Source organism: Alicyclobacillus cycloheptanicus, from assembly GCF_028751525.1.
GTDB classification, from domain to species: Bacteria; Bacillota; Bacilli; order Alicyclobacillales; family Alicyclobacillaceae; genus Alicyclobacillus_L; species Alicyclobacillus_L cycloheptanicus.
In genome coordinates, this window is the sequence record NZ_CP067097.1 from 1,802,451 (window position 1) to 1,820,409 (window position 17,959).

At 56.4% G+C, this 17,959-nt stretch carries 17 protein-coding genes; 16 read left to right on the forward strand and 1 reads right to left on the reverse strand.

Going from position 1 to position 17,959, the window contains the following annotated elements; genetic code table 11:
• Positions 1-34 precede the first annotated feature (34 nt).
• Positions 35-1,570 (forward strand): hypothetical protein, encoded by a 1,536-nt coding sequence (locus JI721_RS08350; protein ID WP_274457560.1) that lies wholly within the window; start codon positions 35-37, stop codon positions 1,568-1,570.
• On the opposite strand, the gene JI721_RS17255 is transcribed toward JI721_RS08350, so the two are convergent.
• The gene (locus JI721_RS17255; RefSeq protein ID WP_407654086.1) at positions 1,470-1,745 is read right to left on the reverse strand and encodes an aspartyl-phosphate phosphatase Spo0E family protein; all 276 of its coding nucleotides are present in this window, start codon (positions 1,743-1,745) and stop codon (positions 1,470-1,472) included. The genes JI721_RS08350 and JI721_RS17255 overlap by 101 nt on opposite strands.
• A 152-nt stretch (positions 1,746-1,897) precedes the next feature.
• On the opposite strand from JI721_RS17255, the gene JI721_RS08355 reads away from it, so the two are divergent.
• From JI721_RS08355 to prfB, 15 genes are all read left to right on the forward strand, one after another.
• A complete protein-coding gene (locus JI721_RS08355; protein WP_274457562.1) occupies positions 1,898-2,659 on the forward strand; it encodes a WecB/TagA/CpsF family glycosyltransferase in 762 nt (253 codons plus the stop codon).
• Positions 2,660-2,766: 107 nt separating this feature from the next.
• Positions 2,767-2,982, forward strand: a complete 216-nt coding sequence (locus tag JI721_RS08360; RefSeq protein WP_274457563.1) for an alpha/beta-type small acid-soluble spore protein — start codon at positions 2,767-2,769, stop codon at positions 2,980-2,982.
• Between the two features lie 217 nt (positions 2,983-3,199).
• Positions 3,200-4,390 carry a methionine adenosyltransferase gene (metK, locus tag JI721_RS08365; protein ID WP_274457564.1) on the forward strand — a complete coding sequence of 397 codons (1,191 nt, stop codon included), beginning with the start codon at positions 3,200-3,202 and terminating at the stop codon, positions 4,388-4,390.
• A 210-nt stretch (positions 4,391-4,600) separates the two neighbouring features.
• Positions 4,601-5,254 (forward strand): response regulator transcription factor, encoded by a 654-nt coding sequence (locus tag JI721_RS08370; RefSeq protein ID WP_274457566.1) that lies wholly within the window; start codon positions 4,601-4,603, stop codon positions 5,252-5,254.
• Positions 5,255-5,383: 129 nt separating this feature from the next.
• A complete protein-coding gene (locus tag JI721_RS08375; RefSeq protein WP_274457568.1) occupies positions 5,384-5,821 on the forward strand; it encodes a glycosyltransferase family 2 protein in 438 nt (145 codons plus the stop codon).
• Positions 5,822-6,400: 579 nt separating this feature from the next.
• Positions 6,401-6,952 carry a DUF5317 domain-containing protein gene (locus tag JI721_RS08380; protein WP_274454429.1) on the forward strand — a complete coding sequence of 184 codons (552 nt, stop codon included), beginning with the start codon at positions 6,401-6,403 and terminating at the stop codon, positions 6,950-6,952.
• 502 nt (positions 6,953-7,454) lie between these two features.
• Complete coding sequence (locus tag JI721_RS08385; RefSeq protein ID WP_274454430.1) at positions 7,455-8,777, forward strand: bifunctional diguanylate cyclase/phosphohydrolase; 1,323 nt, start codon at positions 7,455-7,457, stop codon at positions 8,775-8,777.
• A 475-nt stretch (positions 8,778-9,252) separates the two neighbouring features.
• Complete coding sequence (locus tag JI721_RS08390; RefSeq protein WP_274454431.1) at positions 9,253-9,987, forward strand: response regulator transcription factor; 735 nt, start codon at positions 9,253-9,255, stop codon at positions 9,985-9,987.
• Positions 9,984-11,279, forward strand: coding sequence for a two-component system histidine kinase PnpS (pnpS, locus tag JI721_RS08395; protein ID WP_274454432.1), 1,296 nt, complete (start codon positions 9,984-9,986; stop codon positions 11,277-11,279). The genes JI721_RS08390 and pnpS overlap by 4 nt, the downstream gene beginning before the upstream one ends.
• Positions 11,276-12,124, forward strand: a complete 849-nt coding sequence (locus JI721_RS08400; protein ID WP_274454433.1) for a DegV family protein — start codon at positions 11,276-11,278, stop codon at positions 12,122-12,124. The genes pnpS and JI721_RS08400 overlap by 4 nt, the downstream gene beginning before the upstream one ends.
• A gap of 58 nt (positions 12,125-12,182) precedes the next feature.
• Entirely contained in the window at positions 12,183-12,902 is a 720-nt protein-coding gene (locus JI721_RS08405) for a ComF family protein (RefSeq protein WP_274457752.1), read from the forward strand.
• A 103-nt stretch (positions 12,903-13,005) separates the two neighbouring features.
• On the forward strand, positions 13,006-13,398 hold the full coding sequence (locus tag JI721_RS08410) for a TIGR03826 family flagellar region protein (RefSeq protein ID WP_274454434.1): 393 nt from the start codon (positions 13,006-13,008) through the stop codon (positions 13,396-13,398).
• Positions 13,399-13,536: 138 nt separating this feature from the next.
• Entirely contained in the window at positions 13,537-14,085 is a 549-nt protein-coding gene (gene hpf / locus JI721_RS08415) for a ribosome hibernation-promoting factor, HPF/YfiA family (protein WP_274454435.1), read from the forward strand.
• A gap of 197 nt (positions 14,086-14,282) precedes the next feature.
• Positions 14,283-16,670, forward strand: a complete 2,388-nt coding sequence (gene secA / locus JI721_RS08420) for a preprotein translocase subunit SecA (RefSeq protein WP_274454436.1) — start codon at positions 14,283-14,285, stop codon at positions 16,668-16,670.
• Positions 16,671-16,839: 169 nt separating this feature from the next.
• Positions 16,840-17,956 (forward strand): peptide chain release factor 2 gene (prfB, locus tag JI721_RS08425; protein WP_407654105.1). Its coding sequence is split into 2 segments (ribosomal slippage): positions 16,840-16,863 and positions 16,865-17,956, totalling 1,116 coding nucleotides; the frame shifts between segments, so codons are not numbered across the junction.
• The last annotated feature ends 3 nt before the right edge of the window (positions 17,957-17,959 follow it).

Consider the following 17,959-nt stretch of genomic DNA (forward strand, 5'->3'; position numbering starts at 1 on the left):
GCTGAACGTCAGGGACGATGCGGAGGGGATTGCGGTGGCGAAAAGACGGGGCGATCGAGCGTTCCATTTGACAGTGACCGTGTTTGCGCTGACGTTGGCGGCGATATCCGGCATCACGCTTTTGTACCAGCGCGATCGGCAAGTGATTCCGAACAGTTGGCTGCCAAAACACGTCAAGCTGCACGCCGTCCCTTCCGGGAATGCGACTCATTCCACGGGAGACAATACGCCGTTAGACGCGACGAACGCAACGCACCCGGCCGCGTCGTCGGCCGGCCGCAAGGCGAATGCGACGGGACAGACTGGGGGCACAGAGGACGGGTCGCAACAAGTGGCGGCGGACCTGGTCGGCAAGCCAGTTTTTCACCAAGCCGACAACGCATCTTTGGTCAAGGTTTCCGCGTTTGGTGCGGACACGCCGCAAACGGAAGTGCAGCACGTGGATACACTCTTGTCCAAGTACCAGATTGTCAATCAAGTCAGCACTGCCTTGCAGATGAACCTTCAGGATCAAGTTCACATTTATCTTGTGCACTCGTCCCAGGATTATGAGCGTGCGTTGTCTTCGCTGTTCGGCATTTCGGCCAGCGAGGCGAAGAACTTCTCCGCTGACACCGGCGGATTTACACAGAATGAATCCATTTTGGTGCCGCTCTATCAAAATCAGGACGATCCCGACTTGGTCAATACACTGGCGCACGAATTGACACACGCATTTCTGAACGACAACGTTCAGGCCTCGATTCCGAGTTGGATCAACGAAGGACTGGCGGTCTCCGACGGCATGATGCTGCAGCGGCAGGCAGAAAATGACGTCGCCTATGACGGAGATGCCAAGACCCTGGCCGAAAGCGTGATGGAGGCGGCGGCAGCGGGGCAGCTGGTGCCCCTGACGTCCGATGAAAACGAAGTGTTGACCGGCGATGCGTCGTACGATTTGGAGCTGCAGGATTGGCTGGCGGTCAGCGATTTGCGCAAGCTCCATGGGGCCGACGTGTTTTCCGACTATCTGTATCGACTCAACCGCGGTGAATCGAACGCGGAGGCGTTTGAGCGTACCTTTGGGGAGACGTCGCAGGCGTTCAATGCATCGTTTACGAGCTTGCTGAAAACGGCGGCAGCAGCGGCGGACCAGGGGGTCAGCCTGACGTTCCAGGTCAGCAGTTCTTACCACGGGTACCTGCGCTTGCTGCAGCACGGCTCACACAACTGGCAGGGTTTTTTGGCGCAGGCGGGTACGGTGCAGGTGAAACTCAGCAAGGATGGCCAGCTGACGGGATCGACCGGAGCAGTCACGCAGACGTATGACCCAACCAAGCCAGACGACCATACGGTCTACATCAATCTCGACCCGAACCAAACCCTGACCTATCAGGGGCAGCCGGTTCAGGACTGTGGGTTGGCGCTTGACTACCACGACGGCCTGTACGGGTTTGTGAACGGATGGGTCACCTGGGAGAATGGAAAATCTACATATTTTTACAACCCCACGCTGTTCGGGGTGACGTTGACTGCGGTTTCGGAGCAGAACGCGGCCGATCCCGTCCTTTCGCTGCTGCAGCTCTCCTGAGCTGTTCCGCTGTGATTTCCGCGTCGAGCTGCTGGCTGGCCTCGATGACGGCAGGGGCCAGCAAGTTTCCGTCGTGATCGGCAACGACTTGATACAGTGCCAATCGAAGGGCCTCCAAGCGGGGGGAGACGGTGTTGGATTGAGCACTTGGCGCGGGCCGCTGGAGGGGATTCAAGGGGTCATTCTCCTTCCGGCTGTGTTACTTCACCCTATGCTTGTCTGCGGTTTCGCATACCTCCCCGCGGTCGGTGTGGTATAACTGGAGTCAGGCAGTCGGATGATTGTTCGGATAACCTCGACGAGGGTAAGGACAAGGGTGAGTTTGTCATGCAACTCGGCAGTGAAGTCAGGGACTCGGCCGTGTTCCACGTGCTGGGTGTTCGGTTCGACCGATTAAATCGGCGCCAGGCGGTGGAACAAATCCTGCACTGGATCGCGGAGCGATCACGGCGCATGGTCATCACGGCGGGCCCGGAATTCGTGATGATGGCACAACAGGATGAGCAGGTGCAAAAGATTGCGCACGTCGCTGATTTGGTCACACCGGACGGCATTGGCATTGTGTGGGCTGCCAAACGCCAGGGGCGGGCTGTAGAGGAGCGCGTCACGGGGGTAGAGTTGGTCCGCGATCTGCTCGATACAGCAGTGCACCGCGGCCAAGCCTTGCGGGTGTTCATTCTGGGAGCAAAACCTGAGGCGCTGGACCGGTGTTTGGAGAATTTCCGGGCAGAATATCCATTGGTAACGTTTGAAGGACACCACGGGTACTTTTCCGACCGCGACGTCCCGCAAGTCATCGACCAGGTCAAAGCCTTCCAGCCCGACCTGTGGCTGGTTGGATTGGGGCAGCCGCGGCAGGAACAGTTCATCTTTCAATGGCTGGCTTCGATGCCGCCCTGTGTTGCCATCGGCGTCGGAGGCAGTATTGATGTGTGGGGCGGTATGGTGAAGCGGGCGCCTGTCGTATTTCAAAAGCTGAATTTGGAGTGGCTGTACCGCTTGCTGAAGCAGCCCAGCCGCTGGCGCAGGCAGCTCGCCTTGCCTCGTTTTGCGTGGCAGGTTTTGCGAAAAGCGGGTCAGGATGCCTGACGGGCCAAGACTTTGGCAGGGTGCCGTTGGCTCTCCGGGTTACACTAGGGCTGTCCGCAGAGCATCGGGTACGCTCTGGGGATAGAAAAACCGGGGGGTGTACGTTCATGACGAGAGGAAAGCCGCAGGTTGTGCCACAATGCCACAAAGCGCTCGACAACATGAAGTACGAAATTGCCGCTGAGCTTGGCATCCCGGTGTACCAAGGCAGTGAGGACTATTGGGGCGAGATTGCGAGCCGGGACACCGGCGCGGTCGGCGGCCGTATTACTCGCCGGCTTGTTGAGCTTGCTGAACAAGTCCTGGCGGGTCAACAAGGGTAACCTCAAGCGTACAATGTAAGACGCAAACACGTCGGTGTTTAGAAGCAAAGACTCTGTGCGTTGGCACAGGGTCTTTGCTTGTGCCGGGGGCTTGGCCGCGGAGAATTCATTGACGTCGCTGTACAAATGTAATACGATAAGGCTTGTTTTTCCGGATGCCGGAATGATCAATACTCGAGAGCGTTTTGATTGGCTGATATGAAGGAGGGGTTCGGTGATGGGGGCGCGGCGGCGTTTATTTACCTCAGAGTCCGTCACCGAGGGTCATCCGGACAAGATGTGTGATCAGATCTCTGACGCAGTCTTGGACGAAATCTTGTCCAATGATCCTTATGCGCGCGTGGCTTGCGAGACATCGGTGACAACTGGGTTGGTCCTGGTTTCCGGGGAGATCACGACCAACTGTTACGCGGACATTCCAAAGATTGTCCGAAAAACCGTTCAGGATATTGGGTATACCCGAGCCAAGTTTGGCTTTGACGCGGAAACATGCGCGGTAATTACATCCATTGACGAGCAGTCCTCGGATATTGCCATGGGGGTCAATGCGGCGCTCGAAGTTCGCAGCGGGGCGGAGACCGAGAACGACTTGGCGGCCGTGGGCGCGGGCGACCAGGGCCTGATGTTCGGGTTCGCCTGTGACGAGACACCGGAATTGATGCCGCTGCCGATCTCACTGGCACATCAGTTATCCAGGCGGCTCAGTGTGGTGCGCAAGGACGGGACGCTGCCGTTTTTGCGGCCGGACGGCAAGACGCAGGTGACGATTGAATACGAGGATGACCGCCCGGTTCGCGTGGACACTATCGTGATCTCGACGCAGCACGATGAGCAGGTGACGCTCGACGAAATTTCAGCGGCGGTCCGCCAGCATGTGATTGAGGCGGTTGTGCCGGGCGCTCTGCTGGATGACAAGACGAAGTACTTCATCAACCCGACGGGCCGGTTTGTCATTGGTGGGCCCCAGGGCGACGCAGGGCTGACCGGGAGGAAGATTATCGTCGATACGTACGGCGGCTATGCGCGGCACGGCGGCGGAGCGTTCTCCGGAAAAGACCCGACCAAGGTCGACCGCAGCGCGGCCTATGCGGCGCGCTATGTGGCCAAGAACGTGGTGGCTGCGGGATTGGCCAGGAAGTGCGAGGTGCAGGTTGCGTACGCGATTGGTGTTGCCCATCCGGTGTCGATTTCAGTCGATACGTATGGGACTGGCGTCGTGCCGGAGGAGCGGATTGTGGAATTGATTCAGAATCACTTCGACCTGCGTCCCGGTGCCATCATCCGCGACCTCGACTTGCGTCGTCCGATTTACCGTCAGACGGCTGCATATGGGCACTTCGGGCGCCCTGACTTGGACTTGCCGTGGGAGCAGACAGACAAGGCGGCCATTCTGAAACAGGATGCGTAGTCGGCGTGTGTCGCGCAGCGGGATAAAAAATTTTGCACCGTCACGGAACGACGGACACAAACGAAAACGAGCACATCGAACTTTGTAGCATCACCCTTACCCCATTTGACGCCGGCTCTGACGGAGCGGGCGTCCTTTTTTGTTTCGCGAGGCAGGAAAGTCTTCGCTCCTTCGCGAACTTTGAGTGTCGTGAAGTGGAGGGCATGGCTTATGGCTCAAGACACGATTCGCGTCGCAATTGCCGACGATAACGTGCATTTTCGCGAAACCTTACGCGATGTATTGGAATATGAAAAGGACTTCGAGGTGGTGGGGGAGTGGGACCACGGCGGTGAAGCGCTCGAGGGGCTCGCAACCGCGAAACCAGATGTCCTTCTGATGGATATCAACATGCCGATGATGGGCGGCGTGGAAGCAACAAAGCGTCTGCAGCAACAGTTCCCGGATGTCAAAATTGTGATTTTGAGCATTCACGACGAAGCTGGGTATGTGCTCGACACCCTGAAATCCGGCGCATCTGGTTACTTGGTGAAGGATGGCTCTGTCAGTGAATTGGTACGTGCCATCCGTGAAGTTGCCGCAGGGTACGCGTATGTTCATTCTCATGTCGCGCATACGGTGCTCGCTCAGTTTCAGGAATACCAGGAAGTGAACAACTCCTGGAAGGACATTCTCACCGCGCGGGAGATGGACGTGCTGCGGGAGATGGCCTCCGGCAAGTCCAATGAGCAAATCGCAGCCTCATTGCACATTACGCTGAAGACGGTCAAAAACCATGTCTCCAGCATCTTCTCCAAGCTGTATGTCACCGACCGCACCCAGGCGGTGCTGGTGGCCATCAAGAACCATTGGCTGACGGTCTGACGCATATGGTCGCACTGGAAGGTACGCGCCCGGAGGCGGCTGAGACGGCATTTCTCTGTGAAAATAGACAAGCGCGGACACGTTCGTATCCGGCTCCCTTGCATATGATGGTGCAAGGGGGTGAGGGCCATGGTGGAAGCGTTGTTCTTCTGGGCGCTTGCATTGTACGGTGCAGTCATCCTAGCCTGGCAGTGCACAAGGTGGTTGAACCGCAGGCGTCAACGTCCACATCCGCTCACGGTCATTCTGGTGGTTCAGAACGCGGCGCAGCAAATCGAAGGCGTGATTCGGACGTTGATGCTCGAGACTGCATGGAGCGCTCGGGAACGAAAAATTTTCGTGATCGATTACGGCTCCACCGATGAAACGGCCAACATTCTGCAGCACCTTGCCAAGGTACACACCTGCCTTGAATTCGTCACGGTTTTAACGGAGGCCGAGTTCCAGCAGCATTTGCAGTCCGCTTGCCTGTCCGAAGCGCACATTGGGTGCATTTACGACTTGCGCGTAAGCGGCGTTTCACAGGACGTGACCGCAGACCTCGCCGCGCTGTGTCGTCACGCGTGAGGTCGGACCAAGTTCCCTGTTTTGAAGCATGCATGGGGGTTTGATGGCGTGATTGCAACAATCGATGAGTGTGTGTTTGCGCCTATGAAGTGCAGCCTCCTGGGAGGCTTCGCGTCGTAGGCGTTGTTTTTGCTGTTTTGCGATGTGGCACAACTTGAATTCATATTGACTAATGTTCGGGACAAAAGCCCTAGTCTCGGGACAAAAGCCCTGTTTTTCTACCAATCCTCTAGCAATTTTTCTGCTTGAAGTTGTATAATTCGACTATCGGGGTGTAACTCCTTCAGCACACATCGCAGCAACGGCTTGTGGCCTAGTGCTTCTCGGAATTTTCGTACATATGGTCGCGGGCAACTCAATTGTCATTGCACACTACACAGCACTTCAGAACGGTAGAACCATACCATTCTGAGGAGGAACCACCGATGTCAACAAAGGTCAAGGCGGCAATGATTTTGGGAGCTATGGTCGTGTTTGCTGTTGCAGCGCAGGCTGGTTTGGTCGTCACACCGTAGTTCGAACGGGGCCGGGAGTACCCGGCCCTTTCAATCCAAATTCATTGTCGAACGAGGTGGAATCTTGGCGTTTGAAATCGGCGTCATATTGTGCGGCTTAATCATTGGCTGGGTACGAAAGGGCAGTTTGTGGGCGCTAACGGAGATTCGTCTAAAATGGTTGTGGGTATTACCAATTTCCTATCTCCTTCAACACATTTCGATTGCATACTTTAGTGGCGTGCCATACGAAGTGGCAATATTACTAAGCTACATTTCGCTGATCGCATTCTGCTTGGTGAATCTAAAAGTTCCTGGGGTCGCTTGGACATTGCTGGGTACTTGTCTAAATTTCCTCGTCATGGCAGTGAATCACCTGCGGATGCCGGCCTATTTGCCTGTTGTTCGAGCTATGGATCCGAAAATCGTTCAACCGCTCATGCATGGTGAGATTGGCAAGAGTATCGCTATGACTAGTGCAACCCATTTGAATTTCTTAGGGGACATCTTCTACTTCGAGGTTCAACCAGCTAGTCTCATCAGTGTTGGGGATATTATTTTTGGGATTGGGTTAATTATATTGATTCAACATGCCATGCGCCTGAAACGGGGTGAGGGTGCGCGTGAAGCAGCTTAATATGCGCCATGACATTCTCGCGCCTGTTTATGCAATATTATGCTGGGGATTGCTGTGTCTGTTTTTGGTCAAGCACTATCCCCCGCTTTCGATCCCGGGTTGGGTGATCATCTATACCCTTGCAGGACTCCTGATTTTAGTACAACGTTTTGCGATAAATGTCACGGATATCGAATCGTTGTATTTAGAGACTGCGTATTTAGTGGGCTTTTCGTTCGTATACGCGCCTAATTTGATTGGGTGGGCTGCACTGATTTATGCACTCATCTCAAGTGTGAGGTATAGAGCACGTTGGCACGTACAACTTATGAATGCATTCACGCTTGTGTTAAGTGCATTGCTTGCGCGACTGGTATCGAACCAATTACCAATGCACCCTATCGCAAACGCAATACCTCAGGTTATAACGATCGTAGTTTATGCTGCTACCTATTTTGCCGTGAATTTGATAGTGGTATGGAGCCATTTGTTTGTTCTTCAAGGTCGTGAAGCCTTTGGGGCCGTGAAGAATGCCATTACCCTCCAGTTTGTGGTTGTATATGGTGTCGAAATCCTTATCGGTCTTCTCCTATCCGTTGCGTTGCGCGACGCCGGGCTTGCCGGCGCAATTCTCTTCACGGGGCTCATTCTGCTGGTCGCGTACTCGTACCGGGATTACTTCAAGATGGCCCATCACTTTAAGGAATTGTCCATTCGGGACGAATTGACGGGCTTACATAACCACCGGTGGATTCAATCGTTTATGGACGAGCTGTTTGAGCAGAAGGCACCGTTTGCGTTGTTGATGCTCGACATAGACCACTTTCGGAGATACAACGAGGCGTGGGGGCATGTCGAAGGGGACGGCGCGCTGAAACGAATTGCGGAGATTCTCGAGGAAAGCCGTATACAAGACGAGGAAATTGCTCGGTACAGCGGTGAAGAATTTGCGATTGCGCTGCCGGGGTACTCCCTTGAACAGGCAGAGATTCGAGCGGAGAACATTCGGCGAGCGGTTGAGCAGGCGGACATCAAGGGCGTCGAGCGGCTGCCAGGTAAGCGATTGACGGTCAGCATTGGTGTTGCGCATTACCCGTCAATGGCGGAAAGCAAGACGGATTTGCTGATGATGGTGGATGACGCGCTTTACAAGGGCAAGTTTACGGGCAGAAACAAAGTCTCCATTTATACATCCGTTTTGGAGGATATGAAACGCAGCCTGGCGCTGACGGAGGACGACGAAGAGTTGTTCCGCACTATCAAGGTGTTCTTGACCTTCCTCAACTCGAAGGACAGATACACCTATGCGCACACAGAGCGGGATGTGCTCTATGCGGAGGCTTTGGCGAAGCGAATCGGCCTTCCGGAAGAGGAGCTGCGCTACCTTCGTTTCGGGTCCTTTTTGCATGACATCGGCAAAGTGGAAGTGCCTATCGAGGTGCTGACCAAGCGAGGCCCGTTGACCAAGGACGAGTGGGAAATCATGAAATCCCACGTGGAACTGGGTGTCAATATCGTGAAGCCGATCGCTGCATTGGAACGCTGTTTGCCCATAATCCGTCACCACCACGAGCGATTCGCCGGGGGCGGGTACCCTGACGGCATTGAAAAGGAAGAGATCCCGCTCTCTGCCCGCATCTTGACGATTGCAGACAGCTTTGACGCGATGACGACCAGCCGGCCGTATCAGCGCAAGCGGACCAAGGAAGAAGCCTTTGTTGAACTGCGCGCCTGTGCCGGCACTCAATTCGACCCGGAGTTGGTGGAACCGTTCATTGAAGTTGTGCGTGAGATGGGCTTGCTTGCCGAAGAGAGCCCGGATGATACAGATATTACCGGCGCATGAAATCCAAGGGGTGTGATGCCTCCCAAAATGCGCGCAGCCACCGCCAGTCATCCGGGCGTTCCTGACCACGATGTTGGCGGTTAGTGATATTACCGCGTTCCTTGGGCGGCGGACGTGATGATGCTACGCAAGGTGACCCCTGGTTGAATTTGCAGCGAATTCTCCTAAGCCTCCCGATTTCTTTCCATCCCTTCTCGCGTCGTTTGGTCATCCCATGAGATACTCGTGAAGGGCGACTTCTGTCGCCTGGTGGCAGCGGGACGTCTAGAGGGACGTCTGAACGTATGTGATCATCTATCCTACTAGCGGGTCAGACGCGCACCCGGTAGAATAGGTTTGACGAGACGCTGCGCAATTTCCAATGCTCGAGTGGATTCGCCCGAGCATGGTTCGCAAATGTCGTATCGCGATGACGGACACAATAACGTCAATCCATCGACGGATGGTTCGTATCTATTTAGGGAGGACGGATTCTGTGCCGAGAGTGCTGGTTGTGGATGACGAGGAATCAATCCAAAAGCTGGTGGCCTTCAATTTTCAACGATCCGGGTTCGAAGTGGATACGAGTGCCAACGGCTACGAAGCGCTACAGCGGGTCCGTGAGCATGAGGGGCAGTTCGACCTCATCATCCTCGATTTAATGCTGCCGGGAATGGACGGAATGGAGGTATGCAAGCGACTTCGGGCGGACCGCGTGAATATTCCAATCATCTTGTTGACGGCTCGGGATGATGAGGTCGACCTTGTACTGGGATTGGAACTTGGCGCGGACGACTATGTGACCAAGCCGTTCAGTCCCCGCGAGCTCATCGCCAGGGCACGGGCTGTACTCCGCCGCGCAGAAACCAACGACGAGGGAGTGTCCGGCGGCGAGGCGGCGGGATTGACCGCAAAACAGCTGCGGACCAACCACATTGTCATGGACCTGTCGCGGCACGAAGTGACGGTTCGAGGGAAGCTCATCGACTTGACCCCGAAGGAATTCGACCTCCTTCGATACCTCATGGAAAACCGGGAGCACGCGCTCACGCGCGACCAGCTGCTGGACCGGGTCTGGGGGTATTCATCCGCGACGGATACGCGCATCGTGGACGTGCACGTTTCGCACTTGCGCGAGAAAATCGAGCCTGACCCGAAAAACCCGATTCTCATCCGGACCGTGCGCGGCATCGGGTATAAATTTGCGGAAAGTCCGGTTGACCGTCCATGAAGCAGTTTTTGCTTGGCGCCTTCATTGCGGTTGTCATTATGGGGCTCTTGTGGCTGTGGCGCGCCAAGAAACGGCGCGAGTTCTGGAACTATGTTTCAGATGCCCTGCGTGCCATTTCCAAGGGGAACTATCAAGTCCGACTGTACAACACGGAAGGTAAATCGGACGGTGACGTGGTTGCGTCTGTCAATGAAATGGCGCGCGTGATTGAAGAGCAAGTCCAGCAGTTGTCGCAGGAGCGCGATGTGCTCCGTCATATTTTGCACAGTATGACGACCGGCGTGGTCTACATCGCCAGCGGAGGCAAGGTGACCGCCGTCAACGAGGCGGCGGAGCGCATGTTCAGGCGTCCCGCGGAGCAGTGGCGCAACCGGGAGCACACGGCTGCATTCGGTCACTATCACCTGAGTGCGGCCATTGACAATGCCTTGTTGTTTGGTACGGACTGGCACAGCGAGTTGAAACTGCGCGACAACCTGACCGTGGATGTGCGGCTGATTGTCATCCCGACGTCCCGTGAGCGGGTGGGTGACACGGCGTACGACGTGCTCGTCCTGCTCAACGACGTCTCGGAGTGGAAGCGGCTGGAGCGCATGCGCAGCGAGTTTGTCGCGAACGTATCGCACGAGCTTAAAACGCCCATCGCCGCGATCCGCGGATTTGCCGAAACCTTGCTGGACGGCGACGTGGACGCCGAGACGCAGCAGTCGTTTTTGCGAACGATTTACGATGAATCGAACCGGATGAGCAATTTGGTGACCGACTTGCTGGAGTTGTCGAAGCTGGAGGGGGCCGAGCACCTGATTCAGCCTGGCCGGGTGGTCCTTCAGGAGATTGTCGAGCAAGCGGTTCATCGCCTGCGGCCGGAAGCGGAAAAACACCAGGTCACCCTGGAGGCGGAACCGAGCGGGGACCTGACCGTGTGGGGCAGTGCCGAACGGTTGCTGCAAGTCTTTCTGAATTTGTTGTCGAACGCGATTTACTATACCCCCAGCGGGGGGAAGGTGACGGTTTGGACGGACGTGCTGGTCGATCGCGTCAAGGTGCACGTCACCGATACCGGCATTGGTATTCCGGAGGCTGACCAGGAACGCGTGTTCGAGCGGTTCTACCGCGTCGATCGAGCCCGGAGCAGGGCCTCCGGCGGCACGGGCCTGGGACTGGCCATTGTCAAGCACATCATCAATGCGCACGGCGGCCAGGTGGGTGTGTCCAGTGAAGTCGGCCGCGGCAGTGATTTTTGGTTCACACTTTCGCGCCTCGAAGGTGCTCTGCAGGAGGTTCAATCATGACGAAAATTGCGTTTGTCACGGACAGCACAGCATACCTGACCCCGGAAAAAGCGGAGGCGTTCGGAATCACCGTGGTTCCGCTGTCCGTTGTCTTCGAGGGGGAAGTGTATCGAGAAGGCGTTGACATCAGTGCGGCTGATTTCTATCAAAGGCTGACCGCCTCCAAGGCGTTTCCCACGACGTCTCAGCCTCCGGTTGGCGAGTTTGTCGAGGTGTTCACGCGTCTGCTGGAAACGCATGACGTCGTCATGTGCCTGCTGTTGTCCAGCAAGCTGAGCGGGACCTTCGAGTCGGCGCAGACGGCCGCGCAGATGGTGGATGGGCAAGTCATTGTTGTCGACTCCCGGATTTCGAGTTATGGGATTGCGGGCCCGCTGCTCGATGGTGTGCAGCTGGCGAAGGCGGGCGGTACGCCGGAAGAGATTCAAGCGCTGTGGGCCAAGGAACTGGACACGATGCACGCCTACTTTGTGGTGGATACCCTCGAAATGCTGCACCGCGGCGGGCGCATTGGCGGGGCTGCGGCGGTGTTTGGTGCCCTCCTGCAAATTAAGCCCATCTTGACGATGCGTGATGGGCGCATCGACCTGTTTGAGAAGGTTCGGACACACAAACGGGCAATGGAGCGCATGCTCAGCGAATTCGATGCAGACGCGCGCACCGGCAGACGCCTGAAGGTCGGGGTTGTCCATGCGCAGCGGTACAATGATGCGGTGGCGCTGCGTGATCAACTCACCTCACAATACCCAAACATCGAAACGGACATCAGTGAATTGGGGCCCGTCATCGGTGCGCACACGGGGCCAGGCTTGCTCGCGTTGGTGTATTACGACGCGCAGGATTAGTGGGATGTACACGTGGCGCTTTCGCGCACGCCGGTGGTGGAATTACAGCTTGAATGTCGTGTTCCCTGTGCGGACGCAGGTCTGTCTATTGTGCGACCGCCCGATGCAGCCGGTGGCTTTGATGTCCGGCAGCCGACCGCCTGGCGCTGGCGAAGACAGCGCGCCGCCCGAGCGAGTGTGCCTGTTCTGTATCCAGGACACACGGTACGCGATGGGTGATGCCAAACCGAGGTCCATCTCGGTTTCCGGGCGGCAACTGCCGGTATATCCCGCCATGCCTTACGAGGGCTTGGCACGCACCGCGATCCGCAAATGGAAGTACGACGGGGTGCTTGCGTTGACGCCGTGGTTTGGGGACCAAATCGCGAGCGTCGTCCGCAGGATTGCGGCGAGATATCCTGTCGATGCCATGACGCCAGTCCCGACGTCCGTCGATCGCTGGCGCAAACGCGGGTATCACCATGTGGGACTGCTGGCTCAGGATGTGGCGCGGAAGTCGGGCGTGGCCGTGCTGGATGCGCTGGTGCGCCATCAGGATATGGGTAGGGGGTTTACCCAGTCACAGACTGCCAAATCCGCTGCGGAGCGGCGCCGGTCGTTGGTAGGTGCGTACGAAGCGCGCGCAGGCATGGCGGTGGCAGGGCGGCGTATTCTGCTGGTGGATGATGTCGTCACAACGGGGGCCACGATGGAGTGCTGCGCACGGGCCTTGCTCGCTGCGGGTGCCGCGGATGTGATTTGTGCGGCCATTTCTGTGGTAGAGCGCGGGCGGGCATGAGCACCGGCGGCTTTCGTGAATGGACAGTAGTGACTTTGCCTGCAGGAAACTTTACCCCCGGATAGACAAGCTCTATAATAGGGGCTACGGGGGGTGATAAGCTGTGGCAATCGCGAACTGCAAGAGATGCGGGAAGATTTACAACCGGGTTCGTAGAGACATTTGTCCGCAGTGTATTGCAGAAGAGGATGAAGCTTTTCATCTGGTCAGAACGTACCTCCGTGAAAATCGCGATGCCACGATTGAGGATGTCGTCGAGGAAACCGGTGTTCCGATGGAGCTCATCATCTCCATGATTCAGGATGGTCGTTTGATTTTGCGCGACAATCCGAACATCTTTTACGCCTGCGAACACTGTGGACAGCCGACGCAGTCTGGACGGTTTTGCGCGGCGTGCTCGCGGGAGTTGTCTACGGCGCTGCAAAAGGCGGGAGAAGGACTGCGGCAGAGGATGGGCGGTGACAAGACGTCTCGCGGTTATTTTTCCAGGTCGTGATGAGCGGGTTGTTCGAGCGCTGGTCGAACGGGCTGGCGTATTTTTTATATGGACATGGTTCAAAACATTCTGTAAAATATTTTAAAGCCGCTGCGCTGCGTGTATACTAGGGGGTACATCCGTTGAGGGAGTGATACCATGCATATCCAGGTACGCGGGGACCATATGGGAATCACAGACGCGTTGAATGACTACGCCGAGAAAAAGTTGAGCCGCTTGGAACGGTACTTCGACGCCTCAACCGAACGTCAGGTTTCTGTCACGATGTCCGTGGAACGGGGGATGCACCGCGTGGAAGTGATGCTGCAGGTTCACGGCATCCTGTTCCGCGCTGAAGAACAGTCGAATGATATGTACGCTTCCATTGACCTTGTCGCCGACAAGCTTGAAGAGCAGATTCACCGGCACAAGGAGAAATTGAATCAACGGTTTCGCGACCAAGGCTTGCGGACGCGCATCAAGATGTCCGTTCAAAACGGTGGACGTCGCACCCTTCGTGAGGCGGAACCGCAAGTCGTGCGCGTGAAACGGTTTCCAATGAAACCCATGGACGTGGAAGAAGCCATGATGCAAATGAATTTGCTTGCTCATGACTTTTTTGTTTTTATCAACGCGGAATCCGACGATGTAAACGTTTTATATAGAAGAAAGGACGGCAACTACGGTTTGATTGAACCGCACGCCTGAGGTTTGTCAAACCGAGGTGAAGGGGTCGGGGTTGTTTCCGGGAGATTCAGGCTTCCGGGGGCGGCCCCTTTCGGCTTTGCGGCGCCAGGGGGGTCCAATTGTTGGCCGGAGTTGTGATATTCCGAAACGGAAGGTACAATCGTTAAACAGGGAGTTTGGGGCAGGATGCCCAATAATGAGAGGGGTGTGGCCTTCCGGTGGGACTCCTGGCACGGATTGTGGAATCCAACGAGCGGGAAATCGCTCGTTTACGTAAAAGGGTCGCGAAAATCAATGCGTTGGAGCCGGAGTTTGAGAAGTTATCCGACGAGGAACTTCAGGCAAAAACGGTTGAATTTCGCGAACGGCTGAATCAGGGGGCAAAACTGGACAGCCTGTTGGAAGAAGCTTTTGCGGTGGTGCGTGAGGCCTCCAAACGAGTGCTCGGGCAGCGCCATTTTGATGTGCAATTGATGGGCGGCATGGTGCTGCATCAGGGCCGTGTTGCGGAAATGAAGACCGGTGAAGGGAAGACCTTGGTCGCCACCTTGCCATCCTATCTGAATGGATTGACGGGGAAAGGCGTTCATGTTGTTACGGTCAATGACTACCTGGCTCGCCGCGACAGTGAGATGGTGGGGCGGATTCACCGCTTTCTCGGCTTGACGGTCGGATTGAATGTCCACGATATGACGCCGCAGGAGAAACGCGAAGCCTACTTGGCGGACATTACCTACGGGACAAACAATGAGTTCGGCTTTGACTACTTGCGTGACAACATGGTGATGACGCTCGACGATATGGTGCAGCGTCACCTGCACTATGCGATTGTCGACGAAGTGGACAGCATCCTGATTGACGAGGCACGGACGCCGCTCATCATTTCAGGTCCGGCGGAGAAGTCGGCGGATCTGTACTTCCGGGCGGATGTCTTTGTACGGGGTTTGCGTCCGGATGATTATGAAGTGGATGAAAAAATGCGGACCGCAAATCTGACCGAGTCCGGCGTGGCGAAGGCGGAGCGGTTTTTCGGGGTGCAAAATTTGTTCGATCCCGACCATGTCACGCTGATGCACCACATTACCCAGGCCCTCAAGGCGCACGGGCTCATGAAGCGGGACAAGGACTATGTGGTCCGCGACGACGAGATCATCATTGTCGACGAGTTTACAGGCAGGCTGATGCAAGGCCGCAGATACAGTGAGGGGCTGCATCAGGCCATCGAAGCGAAGGAAGGCGTGCGGGTCCAAAACGAGACCAAGACGCTCGCGACGATCACCCTGCAGAATTATTTCCGCATGTATGACAAACTGTCTGGCATGACGGGTACTGCGAAGACTGAGGAAAAGGAATTGACGGAGATTTACGGGATGGACGTGGTCGTGATTCCGACCAACCGCCCGATGATTCGGAAGGACCTTGGCGACGTGATCTACAAAACAGAACGCGCGAAGTTCAACGCGGTCGTGGAAGAGATCGCGCGCCGACATGCGACAGGCCAGCCGGTCTTGGTGGGGACGACCTCCATTGAGAAGTCGGAATACCTCTCGCACTTGCTCAGTCAGCGCGGCATTCGTCACCAGGTGCTGAATGCAAAGCAGCATGAGCGCGAGGCGGAAATTGTGGCGCAGGCCGGGCAGAAGGGCATGGTCACGATTGCCACCAACATGGCTGGCCGCGGCACGGACATTCTGCTTGGGGAAGGTGTCGCCGAGCTTGGCGGACTGCATATCATTGGCACGGAGCGCCATGAAAGCCGCCGGATCGACAATCAGCTGCGAGGTCGTGCCGGCCGCCAGGGAGACCCAGGGTCGTCGCAGTTCTTCTTGTCTTTGGAAGACGACCTGCTCCGGCTGTTTGGTTCAGACAACATCCGTCGTCTGATGGATCGGCTGGGACTCGAAGAAGATCAGCCGATTGAAAACAAGATGCTCACGAGCGCGATGGAACGTGCGCAGAAAAAAGTGGAAGGCAATAACTACGACATCCGGAAGCATGTGCTTCGCTACGATGATGTGATGAACAAGCAGCGCGAGGTCATCTACAAACAGCGCCGTCAGATTCTGGAACAGGAAAACCTGCGCAGCATTGTCGAGGGTATGGGCAAAGACCTGATCGATCATATGCTCGACGTATACTGCTCAGAAGAACAAATTCCGGAGGAGTGGAATATTCCGGAGCTCATCAGCTATGCGGAGCATCACTTCCTGCTTCCGAACCAAGTGACGGAAGAGGAGCTTCGGAAGCTGAGCCGGGATGAACTGCGCGAACGGCTTGTCGCTTGCATGATTGCCAATTACGATGCTCGAGAAGAGGAACTGGACGGCTTCCTCCGTGATTTGGAGCGCATCGTGGTGCTGCGGACGGTGGATGCGAAGTGGATGGACCACATTGACGCGATGGACCAGTTCCGGCAAGGGGTTCATTTGCGCTCCTATGGTCAAGCGGATCCACTCGTGATTTACCAGCGCGAAGGGTTCGAAATGTTTGAGGCGATGATCCACAGCATGGAAGAAGAGATCATCATGTACGTCTTCAAGGCGACCGTCGCAACCGCTCCGCAGCCCGTGCCGGTGAATGACACGGTCCCTGTACAGGGCGGTTGAAGGATGACAAGGGTGGGGCTGCAGAGCGCCTGCGTTCGGCGGGGATGTGCCAGCACAGATCCCGACCGGGCGGCTGGCCCTCTCCGGCCCTTGTTGGTGTGCGTACATTAACAACGAGGTGATTCACGTGGCAGAAACGTTTGGTGAACTTCGCAACGAGCTTCAAACTATGGCCCAGCGGTTGGCGGATATCAGGAGGTCTCTTTGACCTCCCTGCCAAAGAAACTCGACTTGCGGCACTGGATGAACGGATGTCCAATCCGTCATTCTGGGACGACCAGTCTGCAGCCCAGAAGGTAATTTCGGAAGTCAACGGGCTGCGGTCCATTGTGGAGCGGATGAAGCAGCTGGAGGCAGCACAGGCGGACCTCGAAGTGGCCCTGGAGCTGGCGGCGGAAGAGAACGACATGGATTTGTTCGAAGAGGCGAATCGCGGGGCTGCAGAGCAGGCGGAGCGCTTGAATGATTTCGAGTTGCAGCTGATGCTCTCCGATCCGTACGACAAGAACAATGCCATTCTCGAACTCCACCCCGGTGCGGGCGGTACCGAATCGCAGGACTGGGCGCTGATTCTCATGCGGATGTACATCCGCTGGGCAGAGGACAAGGGTTTTAAAGTGGAGACCCTGGACTATCTCCCGGGGGATGAGGCGGGGCTGAAAAGCTGCACCTTGATGATTAAAGGGCATAATGCGTACGGGTACCTGAAGGCGGAAAAGGGCGTTCATCGCCTGGTGCGCATCTCTCCGTTCGACGCCTCGGGGCGGCGGCACACCTCGTTCGCGTCGGTGGACGTGATCCCGGAAATTGACGACGACATTCAGATTGACATTCGTCCGGAAGAACTGCGGATTGACGTGTACCGGTCCAGCGGCGCGGGCGGACAGCACGTCAACACCACCGATTCCGCGGTGCGCATCACGCACTTGCCGACTGGGATTGTGGTGACCTGTCAGAGTGAGCGCTCGCAAATTCAGAACCGCGAAGTTGCGATGAACTTGCTGCGGGCCCGGCTGTATGAACGGCGGCGGCAGGAACAGGAAGAGCACCTGGCGAGTTTGCGCGGCGAGCAGAAGGAGATTGCGTGGGGCAGTCAGATTCGCTCCTACGTCTTCCACCCGTATTCCTTGGTCAAGGACCACCGTACAGGCCAGGAGAGCGGCAATGTGCAGGCTGTGGTGGACGGACAGCTTGATCCGTTTATTAACGCCTATCTGCGGTGGCAGTTGGCTATTCAGCAGGGGAAGGCGTCGGCGGCTGGTGTTGGTGACGACCTGGACGTGTGATGA

Bases quoted from the DNA above. Each gene is read 5' to 3' on its own strand.
- JI721_RS08360 (WP_274457563.1), top strand. From the start codon at position 2,767: ATGACGAGAGGAAAGCCGCAGGTTGTGCCACAATGCCACAAAGCGCTC.
- JI721_RS08375 (WP_274457568.1), top strand. From the start codon at position 5,384: ATGGTGGAAGCGTTGTTCTTCTGGGCGCTTGCATTGTACGGTGCAGTC.
- JI721_RS08355 (WP_274457562.1), top strand. From the start codon at position 1,898: ATGCAACTCGGCAGTGAAGTCAGGGACTCGGCCGTGTTCCACGTGCTG.
- JI721_RS08400 (WP_274454433.1), top strand. From the start codon at position 11,276: ATGACGAAAATTGCGTTTGTCACGGACAGCACAGCATACCTGACCCCG.
- pnpS (WP_274454432.1), top strand. From the start codon at position 9,984: ATGAAGCAGTTTTTGCTTGGCGCCTTCATTGCGGTTGTCATTATGGGG.
- hpf (WP_274454435.1), top strand. From the start codon at position 13,537: ATGCATATCCAGGTACGCGGGGACCATATGGGAATCACAGACGCGTTG.
- JI721_RS08370 (WP_274457566.1), top strand. From the start codon at position 4,601: ATGGCTCAAGACACGATTCGCGTCGCAATTGCCGACGATAACGTGCAT.
- metK (WP_274457564.1), top strand. From the start codon at position 3,200: ATGGGGGCGCGGCGGCGTTTATTTACCTCAGAGTCCGTCACCGAGGGT.